This is a genomic window from Kitasatospora sp. NPDC092039, from assembly GCF_044756065.1.
Lineage (GTDB): Bacteria > Actinomycetota > Actinomycetes > Streptomycetales > Streptomycetaceae > Kitasatospora.
Window position 1 is genome coordinate 311,018 of the sequence record NZ_JBIVSD010000002.1, and the last position, 13,860, is coordinate 324,877.

A 13,860-nucleotide genomic window follows, 5' to 3' on the forward strand; every position below is an offset into this window, starting at 1 on the left:
CTGGAGGCCGGGGTGTCATGGGGTGAGGTGGTCGAATTCGGTGGTCCAGTCGATCAGGGCGCCCTCCGAGCCCTGGGGCACCAGGGGGAAGGTCTCCCGGCGGAGCCAGCGTCGGACCTGGCGGGAGGGGAGGTCGACGAGGACGACGCTGTGGACGCCGCGGAGCATGATGCGCAGCGAGGCGCGGCCGTGGCAGGTGCAGGGCGGCCAGACGCGGACGTCGCCGAGGCCGGCGGGCTTCTGCAGGCCCTCCCACAGGAGGTCGCGGGAGAACCGCCAGGTGCCCGCGTCCGCCGCGGGCCCGAGGAACTCCAGGGCGACGGCGAGCGGGTCGTCGCTGCGGTAGCCGAGGCGCACCGGGATGTCGACGGACTGGTGCTCGCCGAGGACCAGCCGGGCGTCGAGGGCGAGGTCGGTGCCGGTGGCCTCCGGGCGGGGCTGGGGGCTGGGGAGCGGGTGGTGGGTGGGCACGGGTTTCTCCTGGGGGCGGTGTCGGGGCGGGGGTCGAGAGCCGAGCGGGGCCGCGTGGGGGCCGCCCGTTCGGGGCGGGGCGCGCCGGACGGCCGGGGCCGGCGGCGGCGCGCGACGCTCTCGCCTCGGGCCCTGGGAGCTGCCGAGGAGCAGGGTGAGGCGGAATCGCTCCCCAGGCTAGGAAGCGGCGGTCGGCCCGGATGTTCCGGCCGTGCACCGCGAGCTGACGTTCCGCGCACCGTTCGCTCGGTGCGGAGGGCCGGGCGGGGGCTCCTCGTTGTGGTGTCCGCGTGGGGACGCGGTCGGAGGGCGGCGCGGCCGGTGGCCGTCCTGCTGTTGCGCACGTCATCAACTGGGCTACAGGAAAGGCGAATTGGCGGACCATGGAATTCCAGGAGCGGCGCGTGCGGGGCCTTGTCCGGCCGTGGCCGCCGTCCGTGGAACCGCCGATTCCTCGCTTTGTCGAAGGTTTGTCCATCCCGTTTCGCTCCTTGTATGAAGGGCGCCGGGAGGATTTTGATCATGCAGAGGTGGAACCAGCGCTCGCGTTCGGGAGGCGAGGCGCTCCAGACGTTGGTGGACGGCCTGGCCGAGGAACTGGGACGTTCCGTCGTCCTCGACGACCCGTTGGTGCGGATGGTCTGCACCAGCCGGCACTTCGGCGACGAGGACCGGGTGCGCGTGCGCACGCTGCTGCAGGGCATCGCGGACGACGAGGCCATCCGCTACGTGCTGTCGCAGGGGGTCGCCCAGTGGACCAGGCCCGGGGTCCTGCCGGGCCGCGACGACCTGGGGCTGCAGCCGCGCTACTGCGTCCCGGTCCGCGAGCGGGGCCACATGCTGGGCATCCTGATGGTCGTGGCCGCGGGGGAGCCCCTCACCGCGGCCGAGACCGCCGCCATCGACCGGGTCGCCCGCGCCGTGGCGATCGAGATGTACGCCGAGCAGCTGGCCTCGGACGACGACGAGGAGCAGATCCGGCGGCTGGTGAACCAGCTGGTCGGCTCGGACTCGGCGCGGCGCTGCGCGGCGCACCAGCGGCTGCTGGACGACGGGCTGCTGCCGGCCGGCCCGCACGTCGTGGTGACCAGCGTGGCCGTCTCCGACCAGCGGGGGCCGTCCGGGCAGATCGCGGTGGCGCTGCGCGGTGCGCTGGAGCCGTTCCGGCAGACCCGTACGGCCCGCGGCCTGGCGGCGGTCGAGCAGGACCGGGCGGTCCTGGTGCAGGTCTTCGAGCGCGAACCGGCGGCGGAGGACCTGGAGCAGCAGTGCCGCGCGGTCGTCCGCTCCCTGAGGACCTTCCTGGGCCCGGAGCCGGCCGCCGTGGTGGGCGTGGGCGGACGCCGGACGGCGCTCGCCGACGCCTGGATCTCCCACGACCAGGCCCGGGTGGCGGCCCGCGCGGCCCGCCGGCTGCCCCGGCTGGAGGGCATCGCCGACTGGGAGCGGCTCGGGGAGTACGCGGTGTTCCTCCAGCTGCCCGACAGCGCGCTCAACGCCTCCCTCCTGCCGGTGCCGCTGCGGCGCCTGCTGGACGGCGGCGGCAACGCCCGGCTGGAGGAGACCCTGCGCTGCTTCCTGGAGAACGCCGGCTCGGTGCCCAAGACCGCGGAGGCCCTGGAGGTCCACCGCACCTCGCTGTACTACCGCCTGCGCCAGATCCAGGAGATCACGGGCCTGGACCTGGACGACGGCGCGCACCGCCTGGTGCTGCACATGGGGCTGCGGCTGCGGGACCTGCTGGAGGCCGGTCCGGAAGCGGCGCCGAAACCCCCGGTTGCTACAGAGCGATGAAGCTTCGTCGGGCAATCCCTACGTCGGTCGGTGGCCAACGGGTTCAGCCCACCGCGAGAATCGTCACCACGAGCTGCCGCTCATCCCCCGGCGGCCCGCGGGTCCCGGACTCCCCGGACCCGCGAGCCGAAACGAACGGACAAGAACGAGCACCATGCACGAACTGATCACGAACGACGGTGTGCGCCTGGCCTACCGCGACAGCGGCGGCGACGGAGTCCCGCTGGTGATGCTCCACGGTTGGGGGCAGACCCAGGAGATGTTCCGTCACCAGGTCGGGGGGCTGGCACCGGGCCGGCGCGTCGTGACGGTGGACTTCCGCGGCCACGGCCGCTCCGGCAAGCCGCGCCACGGCTACCGCATCGCGCGGCTGGCCCGCGACGTCCTCGGCCTGGTCGACCACCTGGGCCTGGACGCCTTCGACGCGCTGGGCTGGTCGATGGGCGCCTCGGTGTGGTGGAGCCTCATCGACCAGCAGGGCACCGGCCGCATCCGCCGGCTCGTCCTGGTCGACCAGCCGGCCGCGGTGGCGGCGGTGCCCTGGATGACGGAGGGGGAGCAGCGCGAGTCCGGCGCCATCTTCGACGTCGCCGGGCTGCTGGAGCTGGGCGCCGCGCTGGCCGGCCCGGACGGGGAGAAGGTCCGCGAGGACTTCGTCCGCTCGATGTTCAGCGGGGACACCGACCCGGGCCTGCTGGCCTTCGTGGCCGAGCAGATCCGCGCCACCCCGGCGTACGCGGGCGTCCCGCTGCTCTTCGACCACTGCGCCCAGGACTGGCGCGACGTCCTCGAGTGCGTCGACGTGCCGACCCTGGTGCTCGGCTGCGAGGGGAGCCACGTCGACCCGGCCTCCCAGCGCTTCATCGCCGAGCGGATCCCCGGCGCCCGCCTCCACGTGTTCCCGAAGTCCGTGGCGAGCTCGCACTTCCCGTTCCTGGAGAACCCCGGCGAGTTCAACGCCGTCGTGGAGAAGTTCCTCTCCTGAACGCCCCGCCGCCGCGTCGGCCCAGCGGCGCGGCGGGCCACTTCCCCTGCACCTGAACGATTCGAAACCGGTCGGAGCCTCCCGTGATCCCGTCGGGTCCCTCACCCATGCCCGAAACCCCCGCGCCCGAAGCCGAAGTCCACCCCCTCGACGGGGTCGCCCACGACAGCGGCAACGGCGTCATCGACGTCCTCTCCCCACCGCCCGGGACCGATCCCGAGGACTGCCTCTACGTCGCCCTGCACGTCCGCGGCGCGGCCTCGGTCCGCCGCCAGGGCGTCAGCACCGCGCTCGCCCCCGGGGACCTGCTGATCGGCACCACCGTCCACCCGGCGGGCCTGCTGCAGGAGGTCGGGTGCCGGATGGTCCACTTCCGCGTCCCCTGCTTCTACCTGGGCGTCCGGCACGGCGACGTCCGGCGCACGGGCGGCCTGATGGCGCGCGGGAGCGAGGGCGTCGGCTCGCTCGCCTCCCAGTTCCTGCGCACCCTCGCCACCCGGACCCGGACCCACCGCGCCCGGCCGGGCGACCACCTCGCCCGCAGCGTCTCCGACATCGTCGCCATCCTGGTGACCGAACTGCTCGAACGGGAGAGCCCGGAGCACCCGAGCGGCTCGGCCGGACTGCTGGCGCGGATCCGCGCCCACATCGAGGAGAACCTCGCCGACCCGGACCTCGCGCCGGAGTCGATCGCCCGCTCGCAGCACATCTCGGTGCGCTACCTCCACAAGCTCTTCCAGCAGGACGGGACGACCGTCGGCCAGTGGGTCCGGCAGCGGCGGCTGGACGCCTGCCGCCGGGAGCTGGAGCGCCCGTCCCGCCGGCAGACCAGCGTCTCCGCCGTCGCGCACCGGTGGGGCTTCGTCAGCCACTCCCACTTCAGCCGGGCGTTCCGCGACGCCTACGGGGTCTCGCCCCGCGAGTGGCAGGCCTACGCCGCGCAGACCGACGGCCGCAGTCCGGCCTCCTGACCCCCTCCGCCCGGCGCCGCCGACGCCACGTTCAGCCGACGCCACGTCCCGTCGACCGGTGACGACGGGCCGACCGCCGACCGGTGACGACGGGCCCCGCCCGTCGACCGGCGGGACGTGGCACCGGTGCCATCCGAAAGGCAGCCATGCACCCCACCCGGCCCACCGTCGTGCTCGTCCACGACGGCTGCTCCGACGCCACCACCTGGTTCGGCGTCATCGCCGAACTGCACAGACGCGGCCTGACGGTCCTCGCCGTCGCGAACCCGCTGCGCGGACTGGCCCACGACGCCGCCTACCTGGCCTCCGTCGTCGCGGGCATCGACGGCCCCGTCGTCCTGGCCGGCCACTCCTACGGCGGCATGGTGATCACGGAGGCCGGGGGCGCCCCGAACGTCGTGGCGCTGGTCTACGTGGCCGCCTACCTCCCCGACGTCGGCGAGAGCTACGACGTGCTCGCGAGCCGCTTCGACCCCTCGCCGCTGATCCCGCGGCTGCGGCGCTCGGAGTTCACCGTCGGGGGCACCGACCGGGCGACGGAGCTCACCGTGCCGGCGGACTGCTTCCGGCCGCTGGTGGCCGCCGACCTCGACGCGGAGGTGGCCCGGGTGCTGGCCGCGCTCCAACGCCCTGCCGCGGAACGGGTGTTGACCGACGTGCCGACGGTGGCCGCCTGGCGCACCACGCCCTCCTGGGCCCTGGTGACGGGGGCCGACCAGGCGCTGCCGCCGTCGATCCAGCGCTTCACCGCGGAGCGGGCCGGCGCCGTCGTGCTCGAACTGCCGGACGCCTCCCACGCGGTGGCCGTCTCCCGGCCGAGCACGGTCGCCGAGTTCATCCACGACGCCGCCAGGTCGGCTTCGGCCCGGCCGGGGAGGAACGCGGGCGAGGGGTACGGCACCTGACGGGTGGCGGGGCGGAGCGCTACCTGACGGGGGCGGAGCGCTACCTGACGGGGGCGGACGCGGACGAGCGGAGGCCCGCGGGCGGGCGGCCGGGCGACGTCTGTGCCCGGCCGCCCATCCGCTCGTCCGCGATCCCGCCGGTCACCGAGCGGTGTGGATCTCCGCGATGTAGCCGCCCGGGAACCGCACCATCGCGCTGTCCCGGCCGTCCGCCCGGACCGGCCCCGACAGCACCGAGGCGCCGGCGGCCTTCGCCCGCTCCAGGGTGGTGGCGACGTCCGGCACGCCGTAGCCGGTGAGCTCCCGGCCGAACGGGTGGGGCAGATGGCCGTCGGTCACCGCGACCGTGGTGGTGCCGAACCCGGAGGTGAGGCGGATCAGCCGGTAGGTGGTGCCGGGCAGGCCCAGGGCGGCGCCGTCGGCCCTGCGGTCGTCGGAGACGATCCGGCCGCCGGTGAAGGAGAGGTAGCTGTGCAGGAAGGCGCCGACCGCGTCCGGTGAGAGGTAGAGCCGGTTCTCCGGCACGCTCGCCAGGGCGGGGTAGGACGGCGGCGTGGTGTGCACGTAGAGCTGGGCGCTGACCCCGCCGGGGAACTGGACGACGGCGTCGCGGCCGATCGGGTCGGCGAACGGCGCCACGGTGACGGTCGCGCCGTCGGCCCGGGCGGCGCGGACGGCCTGGTCGAGGTCGGTCACCAGCCAGCCGGTGCGTTCGGTGCCGAAGGGGTACGGGACGGGCGTGGTGAAGTCGAACACCGACAGCGTGCCGACCGGGGACACCACCAGCTCCGACAGGGTCCGGCTGGGGGTCGGGGTCACCTGGGTGGAGACCGGGCCGATCGTGGTTCCGCCGAAGGTGGACGTCCAGCTGGTCACGAAGGCCTACTCGGTGCCGGGCTCGACGTAGACGTGGGTGGAGTCGTACTGCGGACCGACGGCGAACTGCCGGTGGGCGCCCGGCGGTTGCGCGGCGGGGGCGTTCCCGGCCGCCGAGGCGGCGGGAGCGGCCGTCAGGGCGGCGAGCGCCGCCACCAGTGGGACCAGACGACGGGCTAAGCGGGGTTCCACGGGGACCTCCTGGTCGTGGCGCGCGCCCGGCGTCCGCTGGGAGCGGTGCCTGGCGCGGGTCGGGGGTGGCCGGTACCGCCGTCGCCCGGGCCCGGGGGGCGGCGACGGCGGTACCGGCGTGGGTGCGGACGGCCGCGCTCGGGGGTGTGGCGGCCGTCCGGGCTACTTGGCGAGGAAGGCCAGCAGCGCGGCGTTGACCTCTTCGGCGTGGGTCCAGAGCAGACCGTGCGGGGCGCCCTCGATCTCGACGTAGTCGGCGGCGGGGAGCGCCTTGTGGAAGACGCGGGCGGTGTTCTCGATCGGCAGGGTGCGGTCGCCGGTGCCGTGCAGGATCAGAGCGGGCACGTCGATGCGGGCGACGTCGGCGCGGAAGTCGGTGTACCAGGTGGCCGGCGCGGCCGAGGCGGCGAAGGCGCCGCCGGACGCGGCGACGTTCCAGCTGTTGCGGACGGCCTCCTCGCTGATCCGGGTGCCGAGGTTCTCGTCCAGGTTGTAGAAGTCCTTGAAGAAGTCGGTGTAGAAGGCGAAGCGGTCGGCCTTCACCGCCGCGACGACGCCGTCGAAGAACTCCTTCGGGGCGGCGCCCTCCGGGTTGTCGTCGGTCTTCAGCAGGTAGGGCTCCAGCGAGGCCAGGAAGGCGACCTTGGCGATCCGCTCGGAGCCGTAGGTGGCGACGTACCGGGCGGTCTCGCCGGTGCCCATCGAGAAGCCGACCAGGACGGCGTCGCGCAGGTCGAGGGTCTTCAGCACGGTGTGGAGGTCGGCGGTGAAGGTGTCGTAGTCGTAGCCGGTGGTCGGCTGCGAGGACCGGCCGAAGCCGCGGCGGTCGTAGGTGACGACCCGGTAGCCGGCGTCCAGCAGGGCGGCGCTCTGGCGCTCCCAGGAGGCGCCGTTCAGCGGGAAGCCGTGGATGAGCACGACCGGCTGGCCGGTGCCGTGGTCCTCGTAGTAGAGGTCGATGGAGGCGGAGTTCTCCTGGCCAACGGTGATGTACGGCATGGGGGGTGTTCCTTTCCTTGCGGCAGCGTCTGGCTGCGACGTGGCCCACGCTAGGCCCGGCCGCCGCCGGCCGGTTGCCTCTGAGAGCACCCCGAATCGTCCGAGAGCGCTGCGGCCGGGCGCACCGGCGGCCCGGCCCCGGATCCGGCCCCGGCCCCGGTGCCCGGTGCGCTGGCCGACCGCAGGCAGTGCGCCGTCGGAACAGGCCCCGGGCCCGCGCGTTCCTAGCCTGGGGGCGACAGCCGCCAGTGATCCGGAGGCCTCTGGCGAGGCCCCAGTGAGGACCCTTCATGACGACCAGAGACACGCCCACCGTCGTACTGGTGCACGGCGCCTTCGCCGATGCCTCCAGCTTCGCCGAGGTCATCCCGGAACTGCTGGCCGACGGGCTGGAGGTGGTGGCGCCGGCGGTGCCCAACCGCAGCCTGACCGGGGACGCCGCGTACCTCGCGTCGGTGGTCCGGCGGATCCCCGGGCCGGTGGTGCTGGTCGGCCACTCCTACGGCGGCGCGGTGATCACCGTGGCAGGCACCGAGGAGAACGTCGAGGCGCTGGTGTACCTGGCGGGTTACGCGCTGGAGGAGGGCGAGAGCCTCGGCGAGCTGCAGGGCCGCTTCCCGGACTCCGACCTCGCCTCCGCCCTGGTGTACGCCCCCTTCCCGCTGGAGGGCGGGGACGGCGAGGGCACCGACGTGTCGGTGGAGGTCGACCGCCTTCCGGCGATCTTCGCGGCCGACGTCGACCCCGGGCTGGCCCGGGTCCTCGCCGTCTCCCAACGTCCGCTCGCCGCAGCCGCGTTCGGCGAGGCCGCGCCCACCGCCGCGTGGCGGACCAAGCCGTCCTGGGGGGTCGTCGCCACCGCCGACCGGACCCTCAACCCCGAGGTCCAGCGGTTCGGCTACCAGCGGGCCGGCATGACCACCGTCGAGGTGGACTCCTCGCACCTGGTGATGCTCTCCCACCCCGGACGCGTCGCCGACGTGATCCGCGAGGCCGTCCGGTCCACGGCCAACTGACCGTCCCCGCAACCACCCCAGCCCCAGGAGCACCCATGACCAGCCAGCCACGCCTCCACCAGCACGGTCCCGAGATCCAGGAGTTCGGCACCGTCACGCAGCTGCCGATCGCGCTCTCCCACGACGCCCGGCAGTACTCGTGCCAGCGGCTCAACCGGGTCCTCGCGGACACCCAGTTCCTGTACGCGCTGTACAAGAAGTACCACTGGGGCATGCGCGGGCCGACCGCCTACCAGCTGCACCTGCTCTTCGACAAGCACGCCCAGGAGCAGCTGGAGCTGGTCGACGCGCTCGCCGAACGGGTGCAGAGCCTCGGCGGCGTCGCGGTGGGCGACCCCCGGCACGCCGCCCAGATCACCGGCGTGCCGCGCCCGCCGGACGGCGTCGAGGGGGCGCGGTCGATGCTCTCGCGGCTCCTCGACGCGCACGAGACCATCCTGGCCGACGTCCGCGACGCCGCCGCCCGTACGGCGAAGCTCGGCGACGACGGCACCCAGGACCTCCTGGTCTCGCAGATCATCCGCACCGGCGAGACCCAGGTCTGGTTCCTCGCCGAGCACCTGGTCGTCACCCCCGGTACCGGGGAGTGACCGCGGGCCGGGCCTGTTCGTCGGCAGGCCCGGCTCCGCACAGTGCCGGGCCCGTTCGTCGGCGGGCCCGGCACTTCTCCGTTTCCGTCCCCAGCCCCCGGAGGTCCTGTGCCCGTGCCCGGACGCCAGCCGTTCCCCGACCAGGGCCCCACGGCGGGCGCGGACTGTGCCGTGCTCACCGTCGCCGCTCAACTCCACATCGGGGAAGGGCAGTTCATCGACCTCCCGGTGCGCTTCGGCTACCGCGGCGCCGAGCCGTTCTCCGTGGTCATGGAGTTCCCCGGCTCCGATCCCGCGGTCGGCACCTGGGAGTTCTCCCGCGACCTGCTGTGGAAGGGCCTGCACCGGCCGGCCGGGACGGGCGACGTGCGGATCTCCCCGCCGTGCCGCTGCCACGGCCGCCGGCGGCTGCGGATCACGCTGCGGGGGGACGACGGCACCGCCTCGATCGACGTCCCGGTCGGGCCGGTGCAGGGCTGGCTGCGCGAGAGCTTCGCCCTCGTGCCGCGCGGTCGCGAGGCCGAACTGATCGACTGGGACGCCGAGTCGAGGCGACTGGTGGACGGTCGCTGAGACCGGATCCGGTGGGGGAGCGCGGATCGGCCCCCTGGAGGAGGGAGCGCCCACGGGTGCTCCCTCCTCCAGGGGGCCGAAGGCCTTCCAGGGGACGTCGGCTTCCAGAGGCCGACACCGGGGCGCCCAACGGGCTCGGGCCCCCTGGAAGGTGTCCCTTCCGAGGGGCCCGAGCCCGTTGTGTCCCGGCCGCTTCGGCCGTGGTGCGCCGTTTCGGCCGTGATGCGCCGCGTCAGCGGCGGTGCAGCGCGAGCCGGGTGGCCAGGCCGCCGCCGACACCGGCGACCACGGCCGCGGGCAGGCACCACAGCGGCCAGGCGGCGAGGCCGAGGGCCCCGTCGAGTGACCACTGGCCGGGGCCGGTGGCGGTCAGCGCCGCGCCGATGACGATCAGGACGAACGGGAACTCGTACCCGTCGTGCTGGACCCACAGTCCGTGGGGCCACTTGACCGTCAGGGCGACGGTCATCACGCCCATGACGCCCGCCCCGGCCAGCGGGGTGAGCAGGCCGGCGGCCAGCATCAGCCCGGCCCCGATCTGGGTGCCGCCGGCGGCCACCGCGGTGAGCCTGCCACCGCGGAAGCCGTCGCCCCGGAACTCGGCGCTGCCGCCCTCCAGTCCGCCGCCGCCGAGGTGGAAGCTGACCTTCTGGACGCCGTGGCCCGCGATCAGCAGGCCGACGACCAGGCGCAGCAGGAGTAGACCCGTGTTCATGATGGGAGGCTCCGTCAGCCGGCGGCGTGCGGGTTGATCATCGACTGGGCGTAGAAGACGCCCAGGCCGTAGGCGCCGGCGTGCTCCTTGACCAGGTCCGTCACGGCGACGTAGGTCTCGCTGCGGGCCCAGTCGCGCTGCAGCTCCAGCAGGACCTGCACCCAGGTGACGGGCACGGCGCCGGCGGCGGTCATCCGCTGCAGGGCGTGCTCGTGGGCCAGCGGGCTGACGCCGCCGGAGGCGTCGGCGACGACGTAGACCTCGTAGCCCTGGTCCAGCGCGGACAGCGCCGGCAGGACGAGGCAGACCTCGGTCCACAGGCCGGACAGGATGATCTTCTTGCGGCCGGTGGCCTTGACGGCCTCGACCAGGGCCTCGTCCTCCCAGGCGTTCATGCTGGTGCGGTCGATGACCTCCTGGTCGGGGAAGACGGCCTTCAGCTGCGGCAGGATCGGGCCGGAGAAGGACTCGGCGGCGACGGTCGACAGGACCACCGGCACGTCGAAGATCTTCGCGGCCTTGGCCAGGCCGACGGTGGAGTTGATGATGGCGGTGCGGTCGCCGCTGCCGGTGCCGAAGAACATCTGCGGCTGGTGGTCAACGAACAGCATCATCGCGTTGTCCGGGGTCAGCAGGTCCGGGCTCGGCGCGGCGTGGACGTTGGCGAAGTCGACCATGATGGTTCTCTTTCCTTGGGAATGCAGGGAGTTGACACTGCGTCAGACGTTGGCCGGATCGGCTCGGCGTCACGTTGACGACATTAGACCGCGGCGCTCCGGCGGTTCTGCCCGCTCTGTGCCCGGGACTGTTCCGACAACGCACCACCGGCCGGCCCCGGCCCCCCGCTCACCGGAGTGCACTGCCGGGCAACCGGTCATGCGCTGCGAAGTCCCTTCCGTGCCGCCCGCTGCCTAGGTTCGACGCACGGCCCCGCGCCCGAACGGCCCGCGGCCCGCGCCGAGACACCTCCGCGACCGCGCACCGGAACGCCCCCGCGCCGGAGCGCCCCCGCGCCGGAGCGCCCCCGCGGCCCCGCGCCGAAACAGCACTGAACGAAGGGACCCCCCTTGTCCACCATGCCCGTCGCCGGAATCCGCCCCGGGACCCCCGACCAGCCCGCCGACCTCGTCGTGCGCAACGCCAAGGTGTACACCAACGATCCGCGTCGCCCGCAGGCCACCGCCGTGGCCGTCCGGGACGGACTGATCCAGGCGGTCGGCGACGACGCCGACGTCGTCCCGCTGGTCGGCCCCGGCACCCGGGTGGTGGACGCGCTCGGCCGCCGGGCCGTCCCCGGCCTCAACGACGCGCACCTGCACGTCATCCGCGGGGGCCTCAACTACGTGCTGGAGCTGCGCTGGGACGGCGTCCGGACGCTGCGCGAGGCCCTGGCCATGCTCCGGCTGCAGGCCGAGCGCACCCCGCCCGGCCAGTGGGTGCGGGTGGTCGGCGGCTGGTCCGCCGACCAGTTCGCCGAGCGGCGCCTGCCCACCCTGGCCGAGCTCAACGCCGCCGCGCCCGACACCCCGGTGTTCGTGCTGCACCTCTACCAGTCGGCGCTGCTCAACAAGGCCGCGCTGCGCGCCGCGGGCTTCACCCGGGACACCCCCGATCCGGCCGGCGGCCAGATCGTCCGCGGACACGACGGCGAGCCGACCGGCCTGCTGATCGCCGCCCCCGGCGCCCTGCTGCTCTACTCCACCCTGGCCAAGGCGCCGACCCTGGACGAGGCCGACCGGATCGGCTCCACCCGGCACTTCCTGCGCGAGCTGAACCGCTTCGGCCTCACCTCCGCGATCGACGCCGCCGGCGGCTTCCAGAGCTTCCCCGAGAACTACGGCACCGTGATGGAACTCGCCCGCCGCGGTGAGCTGAGCCTGCGCATCGCCTACCACCTGTTCCCGCAGACCGCCGGGCAGGAACTGGACGACCTCCGCCGGTGGGTCGACACCGTGCGCCCCGGCGAGGGCGACGCGTGGCTGTGCCTCAACGGTGCGGGGGAGAACCTCACCTGGGCCGCCGCCGACTTCGAGAACTTCACCGAACCCCGGCCGCAACTGGGCGCCTACGAGACGGAGTTCGAGAAGGCCGTCCGGCTGCTCATGGAGAACGGCTGGGGCTTCCGGCTGCACGCCACCTACGACGAGACCATCCGCCGCGACCTCGCCGTCTTCGAGAAGCTCGCCGCCGAGGGCCTCTTTCCGCAGGGCAACCGCTGGCTCTTCGACCACGCCGAGACCGTCAGCCCGGACAGCCTCGACCGGATCGCGGCGCTGGGCGGAGCCGTCTCCGTGCAGAACCGCCTCTCCTTCCAGGGCGAGGCCTTCGTCTCGCGCTACGGCGCCCCGGCCGCCGCCGAGGCCCCGCCGCTGCGCGCGATGCTGGACCGCGGCCTGACCGTCGCGGCGGGCACCGACGCCACCCGGGTCTCCTCCTACAACCCGTGGGTCGCCCTGCACTGGCTGGTCTCCGGACGGGCGGTCAGCGGTCGGCGCCTGGCGGCCGGGCACAACCGGCTCGGCCGCGAGCAGGCCCTGGAGCTCTACACCCTGGGCGGTGCCCGGCTCACCGGCGAGGAGGACGTCAAGGGGCGTCTGACGGTCGGCAGTTACGCGGACCTGGCGCTGCTCAGCGCCGACTACTTCACCGTCCCCGAGGCCGACATCCCGCACATCGAGTCCGTCCTCACCGTCGTCGGCGGCCGCATCGTCCACGCCGTCCAGGAGCACCAGGGGCTGGCCCCCGAGCTGCCCGAGGTGTCGCCGTCCTGGAGCCCGGTCACCCGCTTCGGCGGCTACCAGGCCACCCCCGCCCCCAGCCCGGCCGCCGGCGTCCAGCAGGCCGAAGGCGTGCTGGAGGCCGTGGCGGCCTCCGGCGAACAGCTCGCCTGGCGTACCGCCCGCGGCCTCGCCCTCCCCGGGCAGCCCCAGGTGCCGCTGGACCCCTGCTTCTTCTGACGCGCCCGCCGGTTCCGTCACGGGGCACCGCCCGGACCGGGCGGTGCCCCACCCGCGTCCCCCTTCCCCTCCCGCACGAGGAGCCGTCGTGACCACCCCACCGCCGCCGCAGCCGTCCGGACCGCACGTCCACGACCGCCACCCCCTGGCCCTGGCCCTGTTCGGCCTCACCCTGGTCAGCGGCCTCATCGACGCCGTCAGCTACCTCGGTCTCGGCCACGTCTTCACCGCGAACATGACCGGCAACGTCGTCGTCATCGCCTTCGCCCTGGCCGGCGCACCCGGCTTCTCCGTCGCCGGCTCGCTGACCTCGCTCGTCGCCTTCCTGCTCGGCGCGGGAGTCGCCGGCCGGATCGCGACCCGGCAGAGCGCGGTCCGGCGCCCCGCGCGGCTGCGCGCGGCCTTCGTCCTGGAGGCGGTGCTGCACGCCGCGGCAGCCGCCGTCCTCTTCGTGCACAGCCCCGACGGGGCCGCGCAGTACCCGGTGATCGCCCTGCTCGCGCTGGCCATGGGCATCCGCAACGCCACCGTCCGGGGCCTGGGCATACCGGACCTCACCACCACCGTGCTCACCCTCACCCTGACCGGCCTGGCCGCCGACTCCCGGCCGGCCGGCGGCAGCGCCCCCCGCCAGCGGCGCAAGGTGCTCTCCGTCGTCACCATGCTGGCCGGCGCCGCCCCGGGCGCGGCCCTCGTCCTGCACGGGCAGATCGCCTGGGCCCTGGTCGCCAGCGCGGTCCTGGCGGGCGCCTCCGTCCTGCTCTACCGCGAGTGACCGGCTCCACGGCGAGTGACCGGCTGCACCGGGAGTGACCG

At 74.2% G+C, this 13,860-nt stretch carries 15 protein-coding genes; 9 read left to right on the top strand and 6 right to left on the bottom strand.

What is annotated here, in order from left to right; translation table 11 throughout:
* Nucleotides 1–15 precede the first annotated feature (15 nt).
* Nucleotides 16–471: an SsgA family sporulation/cell division regulator gene (locus tag ACIQI7_RS04740; RefSeq protein ID WP_401105131.1), complete on the bottom strand. Its 456-nt coding sequence runs from the start codon at nucleotides 469–471 to the stop codon at nucleotides 16–18.
* A 522-nt stretch (nucleotides 472–993) separates the two neighbouring features.
* Here ACIQI7_RS04740 and ACIQI7_RS04745 point away from each other — a divergent pair.
* The 4 genes from ACIQI7_RS04745 (at nucleotide 994) to ACIQI7_RS04760 (ending at nucleotide 5,126) form a co-directional block, all read left to right on the top strand.
* Entirely contained in the window at nucleotides 994–2,265 is a 1,272-nt protein-coding gene (locus tag ACIQI7_RS04745) for a PucR family transcriptional regulator (RefSeq protein ID WP_401105133.1), read from the top strand.
* Nucleotides 2,266–2,419: 154 nt separating this feature from the next.
* A complete protein-coding gene (locus ACIQI7_RS04750) occupies nucleotides 2,420–3,250 on the top strand; it encodes an alpha/beta fold hydrolase (RefSeq protein ID WP_401105135.1) in 831 nt (276 codons plus the stop codon).
* Nucleotides 3,251–3,357: 107 nt separating this feature from the next.
* Nucleotides 3,358–4,221 (top strand): helix-turn-helix domain-containing protein, encoded by an 864-nt coding sequence (locus tag ACIQI7_RS04755; protein WP_401105137.1) that lies wholly within the window; start codon nucleotides 3,358–3,360, stop codon nucleotides 4,219–4,221.
* Between the two features lie 146 nt (nucleotides 4,222–4,367).
* Nucleotides 4,368–5,126, top strand: coding sequence for an alpha/beta fold hydrolase (locus tag ACIQI7_RS04760; RefSeq protein WP_401105139.1), 759 nt, complete (start codon nucleotides 4,368–4,370; stop codon nucleotides 5,124–5,126).
* A gap of 141 nt (nucleotides 5,127–5,267) precedes the next feature.
* On the opposite strand, the gene ACIQI7_RS04765 is transcribed toward ACIQI7_RS04760, so the two are convergent.
* The 3 genes from ACIQI7_RS04765 to ACIQI7_RS04775 form a co-directional block, all read right to left on the bottom strand.
* A complete protein-coding gene (locus ACIQI7_RS04765; protein WP_401105141.1) occupies nucleotides 5,268–6,002 on the bottom strand; it encodes a VOC family protein in 735 nt (244 codons plus the stop codon).
* A gap of 6 nt (nucleotides 6,003–6,008) precedes the next feature.
* Nucleotides 6,009–6,194: a hypothetical protein gene (locus ACIQI7_RS04770; protein WP_401105143.1), complete on the bottom strand. Its 186-nt coding sequence runs from the start codon at nucleotides 6,192–6,194 to the stop codon at nucleotides 6,009–6,011.
* A gap of 162 nt (nucleotides 6,195–6,356) precedes the next feature.
* On the bottom strand, nucleotides 6,357–7,193 hold the full coding sequence (locus ACIQI7_RS04775; RefSeq protein WP_401105145.1) for an alpha/beta fold hydrolase: 837 nt from the start codon (nucleotides 7,191–7,193) through the stop codon (nucleotides 6,357–6,359).
* A gap of 290 nt (nucleotides 7,194–7,483) precedes the next feature.
* On the opposite strand from ACIQI7_RS04775, the gene ACIQI7_RS04780 reads away from it, so the two are divergent.
* The 3 genes from ACIQI7_RS04780 (at nucleotide 7,484) to ACIQI7_RS04790 (ending at nucleotide 9,372) form a co-directional block, all read left to right on the top strand.
* Nucleotides 7,484–8,209: an alpha/beta fold hydrolase gene (locus tag ACIQI7_RS04780; RefSeq protein ID WP_401105147.1), complete on the top strand. Its 726-nt coding sequence runs from the start codon at nucleotides 7,484–7,486 to the stop codon at nucleotides 8,207–8,209.
* A gap of 35 nt (nucleotides 8,210–8,244) precedes the next feature.
* Nucleotides 8,245–8,799, top strand: a complete 555-nt coding sequence (locus ACIQI7_RS04785; protein ID WP_387751139.1) for a Dps family protein — start codon at nucleotides 8,245–8,247, stop codon at nucleotides 8,797–8,799.
* A 114-nt stretch (nucleotides 8,800–8,913) separates the two neighbouring features.
* Complete coding sequence (locus ACIQI7_RS04790; protein ID WP_401105149.1) at nucleotides 8,914–9,372, top strand: SsgA family sporulation/cell division regulator; 459 nt, start codon at nucleotides 8,914–8,916, stop codon at nucleotides 9,370–9,372.
* Nucleotides 9,373–9,604: 232 nt separating this feature from the next.
* Here the strand turns inward: ACIQI7_RS04790 and ACIQI7_RS04795 are convergent, their stop codons facing one another.
* Together ACIQI7_RS04795 and ACIQI7_RS04800 are read right to left on the bottom strand one after the other, a co-directional pair.
* Entirely contained in the window at nucleotides 9,605–10,087 is a 483-nt protein-coding gene (locus ACIQI7_RS04795) for a DoxX family protein (RefSeq protein ID WP_387751144.1), read from the bottom strand.
* A gap of 14 nt (nucleotides 10,088–10,101) precedes the next feature.
* Nucleotides 10,102–10,764 (bottom strand): hydrolase, encoded by a 663-nt coding sequence (locus tag ACIQI7_RS04800; RefSeq protein ID WP_387751146.1) that lies wholly within the window; start codon nucleotides 10,762–10,764, stop codon nucleotides 10,102–10,104.
* A gap of 399 nt (nucleotides 10,765–11,163) precedes the next feature.
* Between ACIQI7_RS04800 and ACIQI7_RS04805 the strand changes: the two genes are divergently transcribed.
* Both ACIQI7_RS04805 and ACIQI7_RS04810 read left to right on the top strand, forming a co-directional pair.
* Nucleotides 11,164–13,044: an amidohydrolase gene (locus ACIQI7_RS04805; RefSeq protein ID WP_401105682.1), complete on the top strand. Its 1,881-nt coding sequence runs from the start codon at nucleotides 11,164–11,166 to the stop codon at nucleotides 13,042–13,044.
* A gap of 88 nt (nucleotides 13,045–13,132) precedes the next feature.
* Nucleotides 13,133–13,819, top strand: coding sequence for a YoaK family protein (locus ACIQI7_RS04810; RefSeq protein ID WP_401105152.1), 687 nt, complete (start codon nucleotides 13,133–13,135; stop codon nucleotides 13,817–13,819).
* Nucleotides 13,820–13,860 lie beyond the last annotated feature (41 nt).

Excerpts from the sequence above, each read along its gene's own strand:
- ACIQI7_RS04745 (WP_401105133.1), top strand. The coding sequence starts at position 994 with ATGCAGAGGTGGAACCAGCGCTCGCGTTCGGGAGGCGAGGCGCTCCAG.
- ACIQI7_RS04750 (WP_401105135.1), top strand. The coding sequence starts at position 2,420 with ATGCACGAACTGATCACGAACGACGGTGTGCGCCTGGCCTACCGCGAC.
- ACIQI7_RS04755 (WP_401105137.1), top strand. The coding sequence starts at position 3,358 with ATGCCCGAAACCCCCGCGCCCGAAGCCGAAGTCCACCCCCTCGACGGG.
- ACIQI7_RS04760 (WP_401105139.1), top strand. The coding sequence starts at position 4,368 with ATGCACCCCACCCGGCCCACCGTCGTGCTCGTCCACGACGGCTGCTCC.
- ACIQI7_RS04775 (WP_401105145.1), bottom strand. The coding sequence starts at position 7,193 with ATGCCGTACATCACCGTTGGCCAGGAGAACTCCGCCTCCATCGACCTC.
- ACIQI7_RS04780 (WP_401105147.1), top strand. The coding sequence starts at position 7,484 with ATGACGACCAGAGACACGCCCACCGTCGTACTGGTGCACGGCGCCTTC.
- ACIQI7_RS04785 (WP_387751139.1), top strand. The coding sequence starts at position 8,245 with ATGACCAGCCAGCCACGCCTCCACCAGCACGGTCCCGAGATCCAGGAG.
- ACIQI7_RS04795 (WP_387751144.1), bottom strand. The coding sequence starts at position 10,087 with ATGAACACGGGTCTACTCCTGCTGCGCCTGGTCGTCGGCCTGCTGATC.
- ACIQI7_RS04800 (WP_387751146.1), bottom strand. The coding sequence starts at position 10,764 with ATGGTCGACTTCGCCAACGTCCACGCCGCGCCGAGCCCGGACCTGCTG.
- ACIQI7_RS04805 (WP_401105682.1), top strand. The coding sequence starts at position 11,164 with ATGCCCGTCGCCGGAATCCGCCCCGGGACCCCCGACCAGCCCGCCGAC.